Here is a 19,506-nt window from a genome sequence, read left to right as displayed (position 1 = left end):
CGGTTTCGGCCTGTGGAGCTGGTGTAAGACCTCAACGGAGTTCTCCGGGCGGGCAGTCGGCGACGAAGCAGGAAGTCTCACGGCGCAAGCTGTAAGAATCTCCCCCCCCTCAGGGGGGAGAGCGTCAAGGCAGTAGTCTCGGTAGGACGATCGCGTAGCTCCACTTGATTCTGCTACGAGGTATGGGTAAAGGCTGCTGCGGCATGGGCCGGACGGCGAGCGGACGTTCGCCCCGAGGCCCTATGTCCAACCTCGCCCCTCATGGGTCACCATGGCCCAGACGGTCAACCGACGGCAGGTCATGGGAGGCGGCATGAAGCTCGGCAAGGCACTCGCCACCGGAGTCGCGGAAGAGCAGCCGCGCGGCCACGAGGAAGAACTCGAACTTTCCGAGGAGATCACGGAAGTCGAGGCGTCCGCGCCCGAAGAGGTACCGGCCGCCCGATGAGGCTGCGGCTTCCGGAGGAACGCCCGACGGAGCCGCCGACCGGATACAAGATCGCCCACCCGATGCTGTCCCAGGACGGCACCCGGGCCGGGTTCACCGGTGTGTCACTGGGCGGCGCGCTGCCGTACGGGGTCCTCGACGAGGCCCGCTGCGTCTACGGACTGCGGCATCGCGCGCCGCACCGCCGCTGCGACTGCGGCTTCCACTGCGTGCACGACCGTACGGCGGCCGAGGCGCTCCTCACCACCGCCGAGCACCGCGAGGCCGTGCTGCTCGAAGTCTCCGTCCTGGGCGCCTACATCCGGTTCGAGCGCGGGTTCCGGTACGCCCGGCAGCGGGTGCGCACGGCCACCGTAGGGCCCTGCGCCTGCGGTGCCGTCGCGGCGGTCCTCGCCGACGCCGGCTGGGGCAGGCCCGGCTGGTACGCGCTGGCCCCGTCCTGTGCCGGCTGCGTGCGCGGTTGTACGTCCGTGTCGCTCGCCGGGTTCGCGCGGCTGGCCGGGGAGAGGCTGCGGGTGATCGCGGGCAGCGGCGGTACGGCGAAGTCGGCGGCCGGCCCCGGTGTGCCCGAACTCGTCGCGGAAGCCGCCCTGTTGCAGGCCCGCCTCGACTGGTTCCAGACGCAGCTGGCCCGGCTCGGCGAGCACGGCAAGGGGTAAGGGGAGGCGACGCGGGTACCCGGGTGCTTCGTGGGCAGGGCAGCACCTGGGAAGGGCACAGCGATGACGGACAGGACATCAAAGGGCAGCGGCGCCAAGGGGCCCGAGGAACTGCGGCGGCAACAGCTCGAACAGGCCAGGGGCCGGCTCGGCCGTACCGTCGAGGAGTTGGCCGGCAAGGCCGACGTGAAGACCCGCGCCGCCGACCTCAAGGACAAGGCCGGTGCCATGACCGTGCAGTTGCGCAGCACCGCCACCAAGGCCGGCCACGCCGTGGAGCACGGCGCCCCGCGCCCCGTCGCGAACGTCGTTCAGGCCGGTCTGCGGCACCCCCGGCCGGTCGTCGTCGCCGGGGCCGCCGCGGGCGCGGTGGTCGCGGCGGGACTGCTGCGACGGCGCCACAACGGCCACCGCTGATCTGCGTCGGCTCCGGTCCGCGAGGGCCGGAGCGGCCAGGGCGGCGGTCGGTGGTGAGGCCAGCGCTGCCTGCGCGTCGGTCCCGTCCCGCCAGACCTCGGTGACATGCACGGGCTTGACCTGAAGCTTGGTTGAGGCCTGAGGGTCGTCGGTACAGGTATCGCCCAGCGATCAGGAGGCCGACATGACCCGCCGTACCGACGCCCACCCCGACCTCACGCGCCCGGAGGCCGACGCGCCCTTCTTCAGCCTGATCTTGCGAGGAACCCCGGGGCTTCAGGACTTTGTTGCCGAATCCGCCAACAAAGTCCTTCAGTCCCGGGTACGTTGACCACGTGGCGGGTGGGGACGCCCGAGCGGCAGCAGCGGACCGTCGAGGCGATCGCGCGTACCTGGGAGCGCCGCCCCTGGCCCGTCGGCGACCTGCACGGCTACTACGTCTATGCCGGACACGACGGCTCCACGCTGATGCACCACTCGCAGTGGGCGAGCGAGCAGGCGTACGAGGGCTATGTGCGGACCCACCGGCAGGAGCGCAACGACGAGATCGACACCGCCGTACCGGGGATCGAACGGGTGGCGCTCGCCCGGTACCGGCGCTACCGCAGCCGCGAGCGCGCGGTCGGCGAACAGCGGGTCCCCGGCCTGATCGTGACCGTGCGGATCGACTTCGAGCCGGCGGCGGCAGGCAAGCGGCGGGACTGGGTGGACACCGTTCTGGGCGCCCTGACCACGCCGGAGAGCGACCGCGGGCTCATCGCGGCGCACTTCCACCTGAGCACCGACGGCACCCATGTCCTCAACTACGCCGAGTGGGAGAGCGATCAGGCCTACGACGAGGCCGTCGACGTCCCCGAGTCGCCGGAGTGGGAGCGGGTGCGGACGTATCCCGGTCTCAAGGGCTTCACCGGCAGCCGGTACCGCTACGCGCTCGGTCTCATCCCGCTCATCCCGGGCTGACCCCATCGGACCCCCACCGAACACTTCACTCTCCTGGACAAAAAAAGTTTTCGGTGAGAGCGTGGAGTCATGCTGGACGTGACCGTGATCGAGGACCCCGAGGCCGCAGCCGTATCCCTGGACCCCATCAGGGCCCGGCTGCTCGCCGAGCTGGCGGCCGGACCCGCGTCGGCCGCGATGCTGGCCGGCACGGTGGGGCTGCCCCGGCAGAAGGTGAACTACCACCTGAAGACGCTGGAGCGGCACGGCCTGGTCGAGCTGGCCGGGGAGCGCCGCAAGGGCAATGTCACCGAGCGGCTGATGCGCGCGACGGCGGCGTCGTACGTCATCTCGCCGCTCGCGCTCGCCGCCGTGCAGCCCGACCCGGACCGCTTCCGGGACCAGCTGTCCGCGCGCTGGCTGCTGGCGCTCGGCGCCCGGCTCGTCCGGGACGTCGGCTCACTGATCACCGGCGCGGCGAAGGCCCGTAAACGCCTCGCCACCTATGCGCTGGACGGTGAGGTGCGGTTCGCCTCGGCCGCCGACCGGGCCGCGTTCATCGAGGAGCTCACGGCTGGCGTGAGCGGACTGATCCGCAAGTACGACGCCCCGGACGCCGGAGGCGGACGCGACCACCGGATCGTCGTCGCCTGCCATCCCACGGTCAGGCCCGAGACCACCCACGAAAGTCAGTGACCAGGAGCACACCATGTCCAAGGTATTCGAGATCGCCCGCGAGTTCGACGTCGACGCCACTCCACAGGAGGTGTGGGAGGCCGTGACCGCCGGGACCGGTGGCTGGCTGTGGCCGATGGAGGCACCCGAGCCGCGTGAGGGCGGCAAGGGGCCCTTTGGATCCACGATCACCGCCTGGGACCCGCCGCACCGCTACACCAACCGCGTCGAGGACGTCGACGGGATCTCCGAGCAGACCGTCAACCAGCTCGACTACACCATCGAGCCGCGTGACGAGGGCCGGCGTGCCTGGGTGCGGTATGTGCACAGCGGCATCTTCGTCGACGACTGGGACAACCAGTACGACGGCGCCAACCGGCACACCGACTTCTACCTGCACACCCTGCGCGAGTATCTCACTCGCTTCCGGGGCCGCCCGGTCACCGCCTTCGCCACCTTCGACGGGCCCGAGGCGTCAAGGACCTCCGACGCGTTCGTCACCGTGAGCCGAGCGCTTGGGCTCGCCGACGACGTGGCGGAGGGCAAGCGCGTGCAGGTGCGGGGTCCCGAGGGCCGGCTCATCGATGCCGTGGTCGATTTCCGCAATCCGTGCTTCCTCGGCCTGCGCACGGACGACGCGCTGATCCGCTTCTTCGGCCGCAACCACTGGGGCTACATGGTCGGCATGTCCGTGCACGACTTCGCGCCGGGCGCCGACGCCGCGGCGGACGAGGACATGTGGAAGGGCTGGCTGGACGGGGTGTTCAGCCAGCCCTGAGCACACGGTGTCACGGGCGGAACCGCAGCACCTGCGGGTCGTGGTCGCTGATCTGGTCGTTGAACTCCGCGTTGATGTGCACGCTGTCGTACGTGAAGTCGCAGCCGTAGCGGATCGACGGGGAGATCAGGATCTGGTCGAGCACCTGACTGTTGCCCTGGTAGTCGTAGGTGTAACGCTCGCTCTTCGGCAGCGACTTGACCGCCGACCACAGCGCCCCGTCGCTCTCCAGGATCTTCGTGGTGTCGGAGAACTCGAAGTCGTTGATGTCGCCGAGCGTGATGACGTCCGCGTTCCGCTGCTTGGCCAGGATCTCCTTGACGAAGCTGTTCACCGCCGTCGCCTGGGCGTGCCGCTGGGTCTCCGAGCTGCGGACCGGCGGCTGGTACTGCGAGTGCAGCGGCTGGTCGCCGCCCTTCGAGGCGAAGTGGTTGCCGATCACGAAGACCGTCTTGCCACGGAACACGAACTCGCCCACCAGCGGCTTGCGACTGTCCTCCCAGGCCGTGTCCGCCGGGTCGATACGGCCCGGCGAGGCGGTCAGCTGCGCCTTGCCGTGCACCTTCGTCACGCCGACGGAAGTCGTGGCGTCGCCGCCCGCGCGGTCGGTGAACGACACCCGCTCCGGGTTGAAGAGGAACACATTGCGGATGTTGCCGCCCGGCTGGCCGCCGTCCTCGTTGTTCACCGGGTCGATCGAGCGCCAGTCGTACGTCGGCCCGCCCGCGGCGGCGATCGCGTCGATCAGCTTCTGCACCGTCTGATCGGCGGCCACCGTGCCGTCGTTGGCCGTGCCGTTGTTGTCCTGGATCTCCTCCAGGGACAGGATGTCGGGCGACTGGAGGTTGTTCACGATCGCGGCCGCGTGCTCCTCGAAGGAGGAGTCCGACGGGTCGAGGTTCTCGACGTTGTACGTCGCCACCGCCAGCTCGCTCCGGGACTGCTTGCGGGTCGTCTCCCGCTCCAGGCCGCCGCTCTTCAGCGCGCCGATCTCATTGGCGACGAGCGTGTAGCCGCCGAACTGGCTGTAGTCCAGCGGGCCGGAGGTGGCGCCGGTGAGGGTGTCGCCCACGTTCGCGGCCGGGAAGTCCGCCACCTTGCCGAGCGACTGGATCTGCAGCCGGCCGGTGTTCTGCGAGGAGTACGAGCCGTAGACCGTGCCGCCGCGGCGGTTGCGGTTCTCCCACGGCTTCACCGTGACCCACAGCTCGGTGAACGGGTCGGTGGCGCCGACCACGCGGGCGTCGGCGACCTGGACGTTCATGCCCTCCAGGGACTCGTAGTGGTCCAGGGCGTACGACGACGGCTTCAGCGGCAGGTCGCCCACCGAACCGTTGGCGGCGGTGTCGCCGGCCGGGGCGTAGGCGGCGGGCACCGACTTCGCGTCGACCTTCGTCGCGGCCGGGACCGCGTTGCCGCTGGAGACGACGGTGGCCGTCGGCCGGGTGATCTGGGTGATCGACTGGTTCCCGGAGGAGGTCCCGCCCGGGACGAACTCCGAGACCGTACCCGACACCGTGACCGAGTCGCCGACGGCGACCTTCGGGGTGGAGCCGGTGAAGACGAAGACGCCCTCACTGGTGGCCGGGTTGGCGTCCGCGCTCGGATCCTGGATCCAGAAGCCTCTGGACGAGCCGTAGGTGCGTACGCCGGTGACGATTCCGGCCACGTCCGTGACCGTCTTTCCGGCGTACGGGGATATTCGGGTGCTGCCCTGAATGTCATGAATGCGCACGGCGTCCGCGTGCGCGGGAGAGGTCAGGGCGATGGTGGACGCCGCGGAACAGACGGCGGCGACGGTGAGCGCGGCGAGACGCGCGGAACTCCTGCTCGGCAAGGGATCCCTCCGGGGACGTGCGTGGGCGCCGGGACGAGGGTGGTGCGAGGTGGTGCAAAGGTGTTTGCGAGGTGGTGCAAGCGGTGTTGCGAGGTGGTGCAAGCGGTGTTGCGAGGTGGTGCGAACGGTGGTGCGAGGTGTGCAAGCGGCGGTGCGAGGTGGTGCGAGGTGGTGCGAACGGTGGTGCGTGAGGCGCGTGTGACGCGCATAGAAAAGAGCGAACAACCCGGAGAAGGATGAACAGTTGTCCCCCCGACTTCTACGCGCGTCAATCTCCTGCCTGATCACGGCAGTTGTCAAGGTTTCAGCCATGTACAGGGCCTGACCGGGAGATGAACCGGGCGGCATGGGTCGAAATCCGTCTACGCTGAACGCCTGAGTGGTAGAACGCGCCCGAGGAGAACCAGCCGATGTCAGACAGCTCCCCCTTGCCGCCGGTGCGGCTGCACCCCGAAGCGGAGCTGGCGCGGGACGCGCTGTCCACGCCGTTGCTGTCCCGGGCGGCACGGCTCGCCCGCTGGGCCGGGCCCGAGACCCGCGTGGACGCCGGCGGCGGGCTCGTCGAGGAGCAGCTGCCCGCCGCCGCCGAGGCCCTCGGGCTGACCGGCGACGACGCCGCCGCCTACGCCGGCGAGGCCTGGCGGGTCGCCGTCGACACCGGGCTCATCGAGATCGTCGACGAGGAGGAGGGCACCGTCACGACGGGCGACGACCTCGCACTGCTCACCGGCGGCTCACCGCACGACGTGCTCGCGGTGTGGCTCGGAACGCTGGAGACGGTGCTCGCCGATGCGAGCGTCCCGGACCTCGACGACCTGGTCGAGGCGGTCGACCAGGGCGGCGGCATCGACTTCTCCTCCCTCGACTGGGACCCCGACGCCGAGGCGCGGTTCCTCGACGGAGTGCTGGCGAACCTGTACCTGCTGACGGTCAGCGAGGACGGTCCGGGCAGCGGGCCGGTGCCGCTGCCCGCGCTGGCCGCGTCCATGATCGTGCCCAGTGACATGGGGGAGCCCACCAACGACGTCCTGGAGCAGGTCTCCGACGCGATGATGCGCCTCGACGACCAGTTCCGGACGCTGGCGCCGGTCGGTCTCGTCGAGTTCCAGCCGGTCGACGAGGCGCTGATGGCCGACGCCGACGAGGAGCCCGCGGCACCGGTCGACGACACGGACGTCTCCCGCTACGGCATGGTCAGGCTGACCCCGCTCGGGCTCTACGGGCTGCGGGCGCGGCTGCTGGAGGCCGGGTTCGAGGCGCCGGCCGTCGGCGACCTCGCGGACAAGGGCGCCGACGCGCTGCTCGACGGGACCTCCCTCTTCCCGCCGGCCGCCGCACAGGCCGAGACCGAGCAGTGGCTGGCCCGCCGCGAACCCCTTGCCGCGGCACGGGAGTTGCTGGCCGCGGCGCGCGGATCCGACGAGGGGGCGCCGCTGCGGAGGCTGCGCTGCCAGCAGGCACTCTCACTCGTCGGCGGGGACGCCGAACCCGCGCTGCGGGAGGTGCTCGACGACGCGGAACTGGGTGGACTGGCCCGCGTCTGGCTCACCGAGCACGGGGCACCGGACGTGCCCGCGCCGTCCGAGGAGATGGTGTTCTGGCTGACCATCGACACGGTCGCCGCACAGCTCGCGGCCGAAGGCAACTCCGACGAGCTGAGGGGCCTGGTGGAGGGGCTCGCGCAGCAGCACGGAGGGTTCTTCGCGGCGGTCTGGCGGGTGGAGCACCCGGCGACCGCGGACGTACTGGAGGCGATGGGGCGGCTGCATCCGGACAAGCGGGTCGCCAAGGAGGCGCGGAAGGCGGCGTTCAAGGCGCGGTCGCAGCAGGGCGGTTGAGCCTGGTCGGCGAATGCGGGGGAGGGCGGCCGGCCGGGCCCGCGCGGCGCGGCGGATCCGCATATCGGCTACAGCCCCGCGCCGCCGGCGGCTGCACGGTCGTCGAGGTGCGCCGAGGCGGCGAGGCCGGGACTCCACCGTGCGCTACGCCCATCTCGGACCGTGCGCTACGCCCATCTCGGCGGGCAGCCCGTGCTGAACGCATACAGCGTGCCGTTCTGAGTGCGCTGTTTTCAGTGGACCGCACGCCGGGCCGTCCCCTCGTACGGGGCGCCCCGGCGTGCGTATCGGCCCGGCCGTTACAGCGACTGGGCCGCCGGCTTCACCATGCCCCGCACCGTGCGCGACTTGACGAAGTCGCCCATCGCCGTCATCTCCCACTCGCCGGAGAACTGGCGGATCAGCTTGGCCATCATCACGCCCGTCTGCGGTTCGGCGCTGGTGAGGTCGAAGCGGACCAGTTCCTCGCCGGTCGAGGCGTCCAGGAGGCGGCAGTAGGCCTTGGCGACCTCGGTGAACTTCTGGCCGGAGAAGGAGTTGACGGTGAAGACCAGACCGGTGACCTCCTGCGGAAGACGGCCGAGGTCTACGGTGATCACCTCGTCGTCTCCGCCGCCCTCGCCGGTGAGGTTGTCGCCGGAGTGGCGGATCGCGCCGTTCACGATCTGGAGCTTGCCGAAGTAGCAGCTGTCGATGTGGTTGCGCTGCGGGCCGTACGCGATGACCGAGGCGTCCAGGTCGATGTCCTTGCCGCGGTACGCCGGCTCCCAGCCGAGGCCCATCTGGACCTGGGAGAGCAGGGGGCGGCCGCCCTTGACCAGGGACACCGTCTGGTTCTTCTGCAGGCTGACCCGGCCCTTGTCGAGGTTGATCTTTCCGGCGCCGGGAGCGGGGGCCGCGGGAGTGGACATCGGCGGGGCCGGCGGGGCGACCGGGGGCCGCATCGTGGGCGCGGGGGCAGGCGGGGGCGGGGTGACCGGCTGCGGCGGTGCCACGGGGGCCGCGGCGGGCGCCGGTTCCTCCACACTGACGCCGAAGTCCGTGGCGATGCCGGCCAGGCCGTTGGCGTACCCCTGGCCCACCGCGCGGGCCTTCCAGGCGCCGTTGCGCAGATAGATCTCCACGACCACCAGAGCCGTCTCCGAGCCGAGCTGCGGCGGCGTGAACGTGGCCAGGACACTGCTGTCGTCCGCGTTGCGGATCGTGGCCGTGGGTTCGATGCCCTGGAAGGTCTGGCCGGCGGCGTCCGGGCTGGCGGTGACGACGATCTTCTCGATGCCGGGGGGTACGGCGGCCGTGTCGACCGTGATCGCGTCGGGGGCGGTGCCGCCGCCCGAGCGGTAGGTCACCCCCGGGCCGCTGGGCTGGTTGTAGAAGATGAAGTCGTCGTCCGAGCGCACCTTGCCGTCGGCGGTGAGCAGCAGGCCCGATACGTCGAGCCGCACCGGGGCGGCGACGTCCACCGTCACGCGCGCGGTGGAGAGAGGGATGTTCGAGCCGGGGGTCATAGCTGTCATGCCCGGTGAACGAGCGAAGGCGTTTTACCGTTCCCTTACCGGCGGCCAATCGGCTGAGCCGGGTTCAGCGGCGGTTGCGGGGGTGGTTGCGCGCCGTGCGTTCGTTGCCGTGTTTGTAGTTTCCGGTCCAGCGGGCCATGACGAGCTGCGGGTCGGCCGTCGCGACCTCGTTGCGGAACTGGTCGGCTCGGGACCCGCGCAGGACGGCTGCCCGGCGGCCCGCGTGCGTGATCAGGACGGTGCCGTCGGGGCGGTCCTCGTAGCGGAAGCCTTGGGGTTTCGGCATGGTCGGGAGGGTACGGGCGCGGGGGCGTGCGGCCCAGCGGTTTTCGCCCCCGCGCCCGTACCCGTCCCGCCGGGGAGCTACGGCACCACCACGATCTTGCGGCCGACGCCTGCCGCGAACTGGTCCAGGGCCTCGGGGTAGCGGTCCAGGGGGAGGCGGTCGCTGATGAAGATGTCGGGGTCCAGGACGCCCGCGGCGAAGAGTTCTGCCGCTCGCTCGAAGCTGTGGAGGACGGCCATGGAGCCGGTGATGGTGATCTCCTGGTTGTAGATGCGGTACGGGTCGATCGTCACCCGCGTCGCGTAGTCCGCCACCCCGAACTGCAGGAACGTGCCCGCCTTCGCCACCCGGTCCAGGCCGTCCTGGATCGCCGCCGCGTTGCCGGTGGCGTCCACCACCAGGTCCCAGCCCTGCGGGCGGTCCAGCTCGTCCGGGTTCGCGGCCGAGGCCGAGACACCGAGGCGGCGGGCCGTCTCCAGGCGCTGCGGGTTGACGTCCACGACGTCCACGCTGGCCGCACCCGTCCGCTTGGCGAGTTCCAGCATCATCAGGCCCATCGTTCCGGAGCCGTAGATGAGGACGTGGGCGCCGAGGCGGGACTGGAGGACGTCGTAGCCGCGGACCGCGCAGGACAACGGCTCCACCAGCGCCGCGTCCTCGGTGCGGACGTGTTCGGGCAGGCGTACGCAGTTGGCCACCGGCGCCACCGCGTAGCGCGCCGCGCCCCCGGCCGTCGTCACGCCGATCGCCGCCCAGCGTTCGCAGAGGTTGTTGTGGCCCGTACGGCAGTACCGGCACTCGTAGCAGTAGAGGGAGGGGTCGACGGCGACGCGGTCGCCCGCCGACAACTCCGTGACCTGGGTGCCGACCCCGACCACCGCGCCCGCGAACTCGTGCCCGGGCACGATCGGCAGCTTAGGGGCGAACTCGCCCTGGCGGATGTGGAGATCGGTGCCGCACAGGCCGCACGCGGCGACCTCGACGACGACCTCGCGGGGGCCCGGCGTCGGGTCGGGGACCTCGGCGACGACGGCCCGGCCCACGGACTCGATGACGGCGGCCTTCATTTCACGGCTCCCAACGACAGGCCCTGGACCAGCTTGTCCTGGGCGGCGAACCCCGCGGCGAGCACCGGCAGGGAGATGACGAGCGACGCGGCGCACACCTTCGCCAGGAACAGGCCCTGGCTGGTGATGAAGCCGGTCAGGAAGACGGGGGCGGTTTCGGCGACCACGCCGGTCAGCACCCTCGCGAACAGCAGCTCGTTCCAGCTGAAGATGAAGCAGATGAGTGCCGTCGCGGCGATGCCGGGGAGGGCGATGGGGGCCACCACGCGCGCCAGGATGGTCGGCAGTCGCGCGCCGTCCACCCGGGCCGCCTCGATCACCGCCACCGGGACCTCGGACAGGAACGACTGCATCATCCAGACCGCGATCGGCAGGTTCATCGACGTGTAGAGGATGACCAGCAGCCAGATGTTGTCCAGCATGTCCGTGTTCTTGGCGAACAGGTAGATGGGCAGCAGGCCTGCCACCACCGGGAGCATCTTCGTGGAGAGGAAGAAGAACAGGACGTCCGTCCACTTCTTCACCGGGCGGATCGACAGGGCGTAGGCCGCGGGGAGTGCCAGGACCAGGACGAACAGCGTCGATGCCACCGACGCCACCGTCGAGTTGATCAGGGACGGCCACGGGCTCGCGCCCCCGTCCGTGCCGAAGAACTCGCGGTAGCCGTCCAGGGTGAGCGCCGCCGCGAAGGACGGCGGGTTGGTCGCCGCGTCCTCCTCGGAGTGGAAGGACGTCAGCGCCATCCAGGCGATGGGCAGGAAGAAGACGATGCCGGCCAGCCAGGCGACCAGGCCCAGGCCCAGGCTCATGCCCTTGCCCTTGCGGATGCGTACGGCGATGGCGCTCATGCGCGGGACACCTCCTCGCGGAACAGGGACGACACCACGCGCAGGGCGAAGGTCGCGATGATGATCGAGCCGATGACCACCAGGACGCCGGCGGCCGAGGCGAGGCCGTTCTCATGGGCCTGGTAGAAGCTCTGGTAGACGGTGTAGGGCAGGTTCGCGGTGCCGAGGCCGCCTGAGGTGATGGTGAAGACCGCGTCGAAGTTCTGGACGATGTAGATCGAGCCCAGCAGAGCGCCCAACTCCAGGTATCTGCGCAGGTGCGGGAGCGTCAGGTAGCGGAAGATCTGCCAGTTGCTCGCGCCGTCGACCCGTGCGGCCTCCATCTGCTGCTGGTCGCGGCTCTGCAGGCCCGCCAGCAGGATCAGCATCATGAACGGGGTCCACTGCCAGACCAGGGCGGCCTCGACGGCGAGGAGCGGGGTGTTCGAGATCCAGTCCGGCTCCGGGCCGCCGACGTAGTGCAACAGGCCGTTGAACAGGCCGTATTCGGGGTTGTAGAGGACGTGCTTCCACAGCAGGGCCGCGGCCACCGGAACGATCAGGAAGGGGGCGATCAGCAGCGTGCGGACCACGCCCCGGCCCTTGAACTTCCGGTCCAGGAGCAGCGCCAGGACCAGGCCCAGGATCAGGCTGGCCCCCACCACGGCCACGGTGAGCAGGACTGTCGTCCCTACGGAACGGCGCAGGTCCGGGTCGGTGAGGACGTCGGAGTAGTTGGCGAAGCCGGTGAACTCGCGGGCGTCGGGGTAGAGCGAGTTCCAGTCGAAGAACGAGATCACCAACGTGGCCACGAACGGCAGTTGGGTCACGACGATCATGAAGATCAGGGCGGGGAGGAGCGGGGCGCGGGTGGCCCAGTTGCGCAGCCGGTCCGAGGGGCGCTTCTCGGCGCGGACGGGGGGTGCGGCTACCGGAGCGGTGGTCGTGGCGGTCATCGTCCCTCGTACTCCTCGGAGATCTTCTCGGCGAGTTGCTGGGACTTCTCCAGGGCCGAGTCGACGGACTGGCGTCCGGCGATGGCCGCGCTGATCTCCTGGGAGACCTTGGTGCCGAGGTCGGTGAACTCGGGGATGCCGACGAACTGGATGCCGGGTGCCGGGCGCGGCTGCACTCCCGGGTCGTTCGGCCGGGCTCCCTCGATGGCCTCCTTGGTCATCTCCTGGAAGGCTGCGGCCTCCGCGCGGTAGTCGGGGTTCTCGTACGTCGACGCCCGCTTGCCCGCCGGTACGTTCGACCAGCCGATCTCCTCGCCGACCAGCTGCTCGTACTGCTTGCTGGACGCCCAGGACACGAACTGCCAGGCCTTGTCGGGGTTGCGGGAGGCGTCCTGGATGCCCCAGGCCCAGGTGTAGAGCCAGCCGGACGACTCGGTCTCCTCGACCGGCGCGGGCACATAGCCGATCTTGCCCTTGACCGGGGAGTCGGCGGATTCCAGGGAACCGGCCGCGGAGGTGGCGTCGTACCACATGGCGACCTTGCCCTGGGTCATGTTGTTCAGGCACTCGGCGAAGCCGGACTGGGCGGCGCCGGACTCGCCGTGGTCGCGGACCAGGTCGACATAGAAGTTCACCGCCCTTTCCCACTCGGGGGAGTCGAGCCGTGCGTTCCAGTCCTTGTCGAACCAGGTGCCGCCGAAGGTGTTCACGACCGTGGTGAGCGGTGCCATGACCTCGCCCCAGCCGGGCAGGCCGCGCAGACAGATGCCGTTCATGCCGGGCTCGGCGCCGTCGACCTTCGCGGCGAGGTCCGCCACCTGCTGCCAGGTGGGGTTAGCGGGCATCGTGAGGCCCTCCTTCTCGAACACGTCCTTGCGGTACATCAGGAAGGACGACTCGCCGTAGAAGGGCTGGCCGTAGAGCTTGCCGTCGTCGGCGGTCAGGGACTCGCGCATCGGCTTGAGCACGTCCTGCTCGTCGTACGCCGGGTCCTTGGCGACGTACGAGTCCATCTCGTGCAGCCAGCCGTTCTTGGCGTAGATCGGTATCTCGTAGTTGGAGAGGGTCGCCACGTCGTACTGGCCGGCCTGGTTGGCGAAGTCCTGGCTGATCTTGTCGCGGACGTCGTTCTCGGGCAGGACGGTGAAGTTGACCTTGATGCCGGTCTCTTCGGTGAAGCGGGGGGCGAGTCTCTGCAGCTCGGTCATCTGGGGGTTGTTCACCATGAGGACGTTGATCGAGTCGCCGCCCGATCCGGCCCCGCCCGCGCCGGCCCAGCAGCCGGTGAGCAGCGGGGCGAGCAGCGTCCCTGCGGCGACCGCGGCGAGTGTGGCTCGCGGCCTCCGACGGCTCTGGGTTCGCATGGATCGCTCCTGGACGTATGGGGAGATAAGGGGCGCAGAACGGGATGCGTGTGCCCCAAGGGGGTGGGTTTGTTTTCTGGACGGGGGGAATGCCGGTGAGTTGGATTCTCAGACCCGGATGACCTGTGGTCCGAGCAGTGAGTAGCGGTGGGCCTCGGCCGTCGGGAGCAGCGTGCTGGTGACGATCGCCTCCAGCGCGCCGACCTCGGCGAACCGGCAGAAGCTGACCGCCCCGAACTTGGTGTGCACGCCCGCGAACACGGTGCGCCGGGAGGCGCGCACGGCCTGGGACTTGACCTCGCTGACGGCCGGGTCGGGGGTGGTGAGGCCGTGTTCGCGCGAGATGCCGTTGGCGCCGATGAAGGCGAGGTCGATGACGAAGCCGGCGAGCATCTTCGTCGTCCAGTGGTCGACGGTGGCGAGAGTGCCGGAGCGGACCCGGCCGCCGAGGAGCAGCACCGAGACGCCCTCGGTCTCGGCGAGCGCGCCGGCGACCGGCAGGGACGCGGTGACCACGGTCAGCGGCCGGTCCCGGGGGAGCGCCTCGGCGATGAGCTGGGGGGTGAACCCCTCGTCGACGAAGACGGTCTCGGCGTCCCCGAGCAACTCGGCCGCGGCGGTCGCGATGCGTCGCTTCTCCGGGACATGGCTGGTGGCGCGGAAGGCGAGCGTCGTCTCGAAGCCGGCGCTCTCCACGGGATACGCGCCGCCGTGTGTGCGGCGCACCAGCCCGTGGTCCTCCAGAGCGCGCAGATCCCGTCGTACGGTCTCCTTCGCCACGCCCAGTTCGGCGGCGAGCGCGGTGACGTCGACCGAGCCGGTGGCGCGCGCGGCCCGGACGATCTCCCGCTGACGCTCTTCCGCCGTCCTGGTGCTCATGGCCGACACCTGCCTCCGCGCTTGCGTGCTGTGTGCTGCCCGTTCGGGCTCTGTGGAGCCCATGGGGGAAGTTGTACATCCGGTGCGCGGCACTGACCAGGCCTGTTGTGGGCCCGATACTGCCCGTGTGTGCCCGTTCGACTCGGTGCGTGCCCGCCTCGGACCAGCGCCGCCGTCCAGGAGGGTGGGAGATCGGGCACGGCCGGTGCCCGGATACGGCGACGGGCGGGCCCGTTCGGTGCCCGCCCGCCTCGGAAGTGCTCGTGCGTGTCAGTGGGGCCAGATCGGCGGATCGCTCACGAAGTGGCCGCCGAGGTTGGCGTGCGCCACGTTCTCGGGGTCGAGCTCGCCCTGCTCGGCGATGAGCTTCTCGGCGTACGGCTCGGAGTCGTCCTGCGGTGCGTAGCCGAGCGCCCGCGCGGTGCTCAGGTCCCACCACAGGCGGGTGTTGGCGGAGGAGCCGTAGACGACGGTGTGGCCGACGTGCTCGGCGGTCAGGGCCGCGTGGAAGAGGCGGGCGCCGTCAGCCGGGCTCATCCAGATGGAGAGCATGCGCACGCTGGTCGGCTCGGGGAAGCAGGAGCCGATGCGCACGGAGACGGTCTCCAGGCCGTGCTTGTCCCAGTAGAACTGGGCGAGGTCCTCGCCGAAGGACTTGGACAGTCCGTAGAAGGTGTCCGGGCGGCGCGGGGTGTCGATCGGGATCAGCGGGTCCTCGCCCTGGGGGCGGGGGGTGAAGCCCACCGCGTGGTTGGAGGAGGCGAAGACGATGCGCCCGACGCCTTCCCGGTGCGCGGCCTCGTACAGGTTGTACGTCCCCTCGATGTTCGCCTTGAGGACGTTCTCGAACGGGGCTTCCAGGGAGATGCCCGCGAGGTGGATGATCGCGTCGACGCCTTGGACGGCCTCGCGCAGGCCGTCCTTGTCCCCGAGGTCGGCGACGATCGCGTCCGGCTCGCCCTCGATCGGGCGCAGATCGAGCAGGCGGAGTGCGTAGCCGTAGTCCGGGAGCAGCTCCCGCATCAGGGTGCCGAGCCCGCCGGCGGCGCCGGTGAGCAGAAGGGTGCGGGGGGCTGGCATCCTCGGTTCTCCTTGAGTTCAGGGAGTTCAGGGCCGTATTCATGCACTGTATTCACATTCGTGGACAAGGTAAGGATCATCTCGCTTGCCCGTCAAGGGTGGTGCGGGCTGTGTTCATAAATGTAAACTCCGATCAGGATCCTGTATGTGGCCGTCCTCGTCCCAGGGAGAGCCCGTGACGCCAGCCCCTCTTCCCGCACGCCTGAACATCCCCGGTGGGCCGCTGTTCTTCCCCGTCACCGCCTACGGCCCGGACGGCTCGCTCGACCTCGACACCTACCGCACCCATGTGCGCCGGGGCGTCGAAGCGGGGGCAGCCGCGGTGTTCGCGTGCTGCGGCACCGGGGAGTTCCACGCGCTCACCCCGGAGGAGTTCGAGCGTTGTGTCCAGGTGGCCGTCGAGGAGACCGCCGGGCGGGTGCCGGTCGTCGCGGGGGCCGGTTACGGCACCGCGCTCGCCGTGCGGTACGCGCGCGTGGCGTACGCGGCCGACGCGGACGGGCTGCTCGTACTGCCGCCTTACCTGGTCCTGGCCGGGCAGGAGGGGCTGCTGCGGCACTACCGCGAGGTGGCCGCCGCGACCCCGCTCCCCGTGATCGTCTACCAGCGCGACAACGCCGTGTTCACCCCGGAGACGGTCGTCGAGCTGGCCCGCACCGAGGGCGTCGTCGGCCTCAAGGACGGCTACGGCGACCTCGATCTGATGCAGCGCATCGTCAGCGCCGTACGCACCGAGGTCCCCGGCGGCTTCCTGTACTTCAACGGCCTGCCGACCGCCGAGCAGACCCAGCTCGCCTACCGCGCGATCGGCGTCACCCGCTACTCCTCCGCCGTCTTCTGCTTCGCGCCGGAGATCGCGCTCGCCTTCCACCGGGCGCTGGAGACCGGCGACACCGCCACCGCGCACCGCCTCCTCGACGGCTTCTACCGCCCGTTCGTCGAACTGCGCGCCCAGGGACGCGGATACGCGGTCGCGCTCGTCAAGGCGGGGGTGCGGATGCGCGGTTTGGACGTGGGGGAGGTCCGGCCCCCGCTGCACGAGCCGAGCGAGGATCATGTGAAGCGTCTCGCGCAGATCATCGAGCGCGGGTACGCGCTGCTGGAGGAGGGCAAGTGAGGGCATCGGCATTCGTCTACCCCTGGGACGTCAGCGGCGACCCGGACGCCCCCGCGCGGATCGCCGCGCTCGGCGTGGGGCAGGTGACGCTCGCCGCCGCGTACCACTCCACCCGCGCCCTGACCCCCCGCCACCCGCGCCACCGCATCGTCACCGCCGAGCACGCCTCCCTGCTCTACCCGGTCGGCCGCCGCTGGGAGGGCCGCACCCCGCGCCCCTACGCGGCCGGCGACTGGGCCCCCGGAGACGCCTTCGGCGAGGCCGCCGACGCCCTCGCACGGGCCGGCCTGGAGGTGCACTCCTGGGTGGTCCTCGCGCACAACTCCCGCCTGGGCGCCGAGCACCCTGCCACCTCGGTCGTCAACGCCTACGGCGACCGCTACCCGTGGGCGCCGTGCATCGCGCAGCCCGCCACGCGCGCGTACCTCGTCGATCTGGCCGCCGAGGCCGCCGTACGCCCGGGTGCGGCCGGCACCGAGCTGGAGTCCCTCGGCTGGTACGGCCTGCGGCATCTGCACGCCCATGACAAGACCGGCGGGGTCGCTCTGGGGGACGCCGGGCAGTATCTGATGTCCCTGTGCTTCTGCCCGGACTGCCGGGCCGGGTACGGCGAGCGGGGCCTGGACGCCGACGAGCTGGCCGTCGCCGTACGGGCCGCCCTGGAACCGCTGTGGCAGGGGGCGGCCGACGACGAGGGCTGGGCGGGTGTGGAGAAGCTCCTCGGGGAGGGTACGGCGGCGGCCACGCGCGCGTGGCGCGACGACACCGCCCGCACCCTCCAGGAGCAGGCCGTCGCCGCCGTCCGCGCGGCCGCCCCCGGCGACTTCCGGATCCTGCTGCACGCCGACCCGGTGACCTACCACTGCGGTGCCGACGCCGGGGTCGATCCGGCGCACATCCTGTCCGTCGCGGACGGTGTGGTCGTGCCGTGCGCGGACGGCCCCGGCCTGCTGACGCCGTTCACGGAGACCGGGAAGGACGCGGTGATCGCCGCCAACTTCACCATCGTCTCCGGCATGGGCGGGCGCCCCGGCACGCTCGCGGCGGACGCGGCACGCGCGCGTGAGTGCGGGGCCACGGAGATACGGCTGTATCACGCCGGGTTGGCGTCGGACGCGGACCTGGAGGCCGTACGGGAGGCCCTGAGCGGCAGCAGGGCCAGCAGCTGACCCAGGCCGAGGACCACCAGCAGCGCCCGCAGATCCACCAGCTCGACCAGACCCGCCCCCACGGCAAGCCCCACCGCGTTCGGCGCGAAGACCAGGGTGCCGGCCGTGGCGGCGACCCGCCCCCGCAGCCGGTCCGGCGTCTCACGCTGTACGGCGGTCAGCGCGGCGATCAGCACACAGGGCAGCCCCGCCCCGGTCGCCGCGCCGCACACCACGGCGACCGCGTCCGACGGAACGGCCCGCAGGGCCACCGCGGCGGCGCTCAGCGCGATGCCGTACCCGGCGAACCGGCGCTCGCCCAGCCGCCGCAACGCAGGCCCGGAGACCAGCCCGACCGCGACCGACCCGGCGCCCTGCGCGGCATAGAGCACACCGCTGAAGGCGGGGGAGTGGCCGAGCCCCTCGACGACGGCGTAGACCATCGCCCCGTTGAGGCCGGCGAACAGCATCGTCGTACCGCCGGCCAGGACCAGGGGACGCAGGCGGGGGTGCCCCCACAGGAACCGGGCACCTTCGACGCCTTCCCTCCGCCACGCGCGCGTGGCGCGCGAGCGCGGCTTCTCCCGAACGCGCACGCGCGCGTAGAGCACGGCCGCGCCGAGGAAGCTGACCGCGTCCACCAGCGCGACCGCCTGCCCGCCGTATGCCGCGTACACGCCGGCGCCGGCCAGCGGGGCCACCAGCTTCATGCCCTCCACGGCCGACATGCGCAGGCCGTTGAAGTCACCGAGCAGCTCCGGGCTCACGGAGGCCGCGACGAGCGCCGACTTGGCGGCCTCGTGCACCACGGAGGCAGTGCCGTACGCGGCCAGCACGGTGAACAGCAGCCACAGGTCGGCGGGCGAGTCCACCGTGAGGAGGGTCAGCAACAGGCCCGCCAGGACCAGGTTCAGGGCGACCAGCAGCGGCTTGCGGCGGGTCCGGTCGGCGAACGTGCCCAGCGCGGGTCCGGCCACCGTCGGCGCCCACAGCGCGAGCATGCACAGCGCCGCGAGCCCGTCCGAACCGGTGAGGTCCTTCACCCACACCCCGGAGGCCAGCCACAGCGCCGACGTGCCGAACCCCGACACCGCCACGGCACCCAGATACAGCCGCGCAGCACGGTCGCGCAGCACAGTCATGGTCGTCGTCATGCCTGCTCATCGTGGGTCTAAGGAGGGGCGGCGGGGATCGGGCAGATGCCCTACATCGGCGGCCCTGGAGCGGTGATCAGAACGTGCTCATGGTGTGGGAACGCCGTGGCCTGGAAGTCCCGGTGGGAGGTCACGCGCGCGCAGGATGTCTTCGGCGGCTGAGATCACGACATTCGCGGAGTTGCAGCGGCATACGCGGTGACCTGCGCCTCGCCGCCCGGCCGTCCGTCACGACACCGGGACCTACGGGCTGCGGGCCGAGTGCCAGAGCCGCGTCCTCGCCTGCTCCGGCGACACCGGACCCTGCGCCGCGCTCACCGAACTCGCCACGGGAGCCGACCTGTTCCTGTGCGGGCCGGACAACGACCGGCATCGCGAAGGCGAACAGGGGCGTCTGACGCCGGAGGACGCCGGACGGACGGCCCGTGCGGCGGGGTGCGGGAGCTGCTCGTCACCCATTGCCGTCTGATGGGCAGCCTCAACTTCCTTTGCCGGAAGCATTGACGAAACACAGCGCCCC

The 19,506-nt window shown here is 70.9% G+C and carries 18 protein-coding genes and 2 pseudogenes; 10 read left to right on the top strand and 10 right to left on the bottom strand.

Features of this window, described 5'->3' with window-relative positions:
- The first annotated feature begins 271 nt into the window (after nucleotides 1-271).
- From GFH49_RS07370 to GFH49_RS07345, 6 genes and pseudogenes are all read left to right on the top strand, one after another.
- Entirely contained in the window at nucleotides 272-448 is a 177-nt protein-coding gene (locus tag GFH49_RS07370; RefSeq protein WP_155054961.1) for a hypothetical protein, read from the top strand.
- The gene (locus GFH49_RS07365; RefSeq protein ID WP_155054960.1) at nucleotides 445-1,107 is read left to right on the top strand and encodes a hypothetical protein; all 663 of its coding nucleotides are present in this window, start codon (nucleotides 445-447) and stop codon (nucleotides 1,105-1,107) included. The genes GFH49_RS07370 and GFH49_RS07365 overlap by 4 nt, the downstream gene beginning before the upstream one ends.
- A gap of 63 nt (nucleotides 1,108-1,170) precedes the next feature.
- Nucleotides 1,171-1,524, top strand: a complete 354-nt coding sequence (locus GFH49_RS07360) for a DUF3618 domain-containing protein (RefSeq protein WP_155054959.1) — start codon at nucleotides 1,171-1,173, stop codon at nucleotides 1,522-1,524.
- A gap of 184 nt (nucleotides 1,525-1,708) precedes the next feature.
- Nucleotides 1,709-2,484: pseudogene (locus GFH49_RS07355) on the top strand (antibiotic biosynthesis monooxygenase).
- Nucleotides 2,485-2,553: 69 nt separating this feature from the next.
- Nucleotides 2,554-3,159: an ArsR/SmtB family transcription factor gene (locus tag GFH49_RS07350; protein ID WP_155054958.1), complete on the top strand. Its 606-nt coding sequence runs from the start codon at nucleotides 2,554-2,556 to the stop codon at nucleotides 3,157-3,159.
- Nucleotides 3,160-3,172: 13 nt separating this feature from the next.
- Nucleotides 3,173-3,916 (top strand): SRPBCC family protein, encoded by a 744-nt coding sequence (locus GFH49_RS07345; RefSeq protein ID WP_155054957.1) that lies wholly within the window; start codon nucleotides 3,173-3,175, stop codon nucleotides 3,914-3,916.
- Between the two features lie 10 nt (nucleotides 3,917-3,926).
- Here the strand turns inward: GFH49_RS07345 and GFH49_RS07340 are convergent, their stop codons facing one another.
- Nucleotides 3,927-5,753 (bottom strand): DUF8508 domain-containing protein, encoded by a 1,827-nt coding sequence (locus GFH49_RS07340; protein ID WP_155054956.1) that lies wholly within the window; start codon nucleotides 5,751-5,753, stop codon nucleotides 3,927-3,929.
- A 410-nt stretch (nucleotides 5,754-6,163) separates the two neighbouring features.
- Between GFH49_RS07340 and GFH49_RS07335 the strand changes: the two genes are divergently transcribed.
- Nucleotides 6,164-7,591 carry a hypothetical protein gene (locus GFH49_RS07335; RefSeq protein WP_155054955.1) on the top strand — a complete coding sequence of 476 codons (1,428 nt, stop codon included), beginning with the start codon at nucleotides 6,164-6,166 and terminating at the stop codon, nucleotides 7,589-7,591.
- Nucleotides 7,592-7,890: 299 nt separating this feature from the next.
- Here the strand turns inward: GFH49_RS07335 and GFH49_RS07330 are convergent, their stop codons facing one another.
- From GFH49_RS07330 to GFH49_RS07295, 8 genes are all read right to left on the bottom strand, one after another.
- Entirely contained in the window at nucleotides 7,891-9,099 is a 1,209-nt protein-coding gene (locus GFH49_RS07330; RefSeq protein ID WP_155054974.1) for a TerD family protein, read from the bottom strand.
- Nucleotides 9,100-9,172: 73 nt separating this feature from the next.
- The gene (locus GFH49_RS07325) at nucleotides 9,173-9,394 is read right to left on the bottom strand and encodes a hypothetical protein (RefSeq protein ID WP_155054954.1); all 222 of its coding nucleotides are present in this window, start codon (nucleotides 9,392-9,394) and stop codon (nucleotides 9,173-9,175) included.
- Nucleotides 9,395-9,471: 77 nt separating this feature from the next.
- A complete protein-coding gene (locus GFH49_RS07320) occupies nucleotides 9,472-10,461 on the bottom strand; it encodes a zinc-dependent alcohol dehydrogenase family protein (protein ID WP_155054953.1) in 990 nt (329 codons plus the stop codon).
- Complete coding sequence (locus GFH49_RS07315) at nucleotides 10,458-11,309, bottom strand: carbohydrate ABC transporter permease (protein WP_155054952.1); 852 nt, start codon at nucleotides 11,307-11,309, stop codon at nucleotides 10,458-10,460. The genes GFH49_RS07320 and GFH49_RS07315 overlap by 4 nt, the downstream gene beginning before the upstream one ends.
- Complete coding sequence (locus tag GFH49_RS07310; protein WP_155054951.1) at nucleotides 11,306-12,244, bottom strand: carbohydrate ABC transporter permease; 939 nt, start codon at nucleotides 12,242-12,244, stop codon at nucleotides 11,306-11,308. The genes GFH49_RS07315 and GFH49_RS07310 overlap by 4 nt, the downstream gene beginning before the upstream one ends.
- On the bottom strand, nucleotides 12,241-13,608 hold the full coding sequence (locus tag GFH49_RS07305) for an ABC transporter substrate-binding protein (RefSeq protein ID WP_155054950.1): 1,368 nt from the start codon (nucleotides 13,606-13,608) through the stop codon (nucleotides 12,241-12,243). Before GFH49_RS07305 ends, GFH49_RS07310 begins: the two co-directional genes overlap by 4 nt.
- 108 nt (nucleotides 13,609-13,716) lie before the next feature.
- Nucleotides 13,717-14,487: a DeoR/GlpR family DNA-binding transcription regulator gene (locus GFH49_RS07300; protein WP_155054949.1), complete on the bottom strand. Its 771-nt coding sequence runs from the start codon at nucleotides 14,485-14,487 to the stop codon at nucleotides 13,717-13,719.
- A 270-nt stretch (nucleotides 14,488-14,757) separates the two neighbouring features.
- Nucleotides 14,758-15,567 (bottom strand): NAD-dependent epimerase/dehydratase family protein, encoded by an 810-nt coding sequence (locus tag GFH49_RS07295; RefSeq protein WP_155054948.1) that lies wholly within the window; start codon nucleotides 15,565-15,567, stop codon nucleotides 14,758-14,760.
- A 175-nt stretch (nucleotides 15,568-15,742) separates the two neighbouring features.
- Here GFH49_RS07295 and GFH49_RS07290 point away from each other — a divergent pair, with 175 nt between their 5' ends.
- Together GFH49_RS07290 and GFH49_RS07285 are read left to right on the top strand one after the other, a co-directional pair.
- The gene (locus GFH49_RS07290) at nucleotides 15,743-16,684 is read left to right on the top strand and encodes a 5-dehydro-4-deoxyglucarate dehydratase (protein WP_155054947.1); all 942 of its coding nucleotides are present in this window, start codon (nucleotides 15,743-15,745) and stop codon (nucleotides 16,682-16,684) included.
- A complete protein-coding gene (locus GFH49_RS07285) occupies nucleotides 16,681-17,853 on the top strand; it encodes a hypothetical protein (protein ID WP_155054946.1) in 1,173 nt (390 codons plus the stop codon). The genes GFH49_RS07290 and GFH49_RS07285 overlap by 4 nt, the downstream gene beginning before the upstream one ends.
- On the opposite strand, the gene GFH49_RS07280 is transcribed toward GFH49_RS07285, so the two are convergent.
- Nucleotides 17,778-18,986, bottom strand: coding sequence for an MFS transporter (locus GFH49_RS07280; RefSeq protein ID WP_155054945.1), 1,209 nt, complete (start codon nucleotides 18,984-18,986; stop codon nucleotides 17,778-17,780). The two genes, GFH49_RS07285 and GFH49_RS07280, sit on opposite strands and share 76 nt — an antisense overlap.
- 220 nt (nucleotides 18,987-19,206) lie before the next feature.
- Here GFH49_RS07280 and GFH49_RS41410 point away from each other — a divergent pair.
- Nucleotides 19,207-19,445 (top strand): annotated as a pseudogene (locus GFH49_RS41410) (MBL fold metallo-hydrolase); the annotation flags it as partial.
- Nucleotides 19,446-19,506 lie beyond the last annotated feature (61 nt).

This window comes from Streptomyces blattellae (assembly GCF_009709555.1).
Lineage (GTDB): Bacteria > Actinomycetota > Actinomycetes > Streptomycetales > Streptomycetaceae > Streptomyces > Streptomyces blattellae.
Note: the sequence above shows the minus strand (reverse complement) of the source record. Positions and strands in the feature narration are given on the sequence as shown.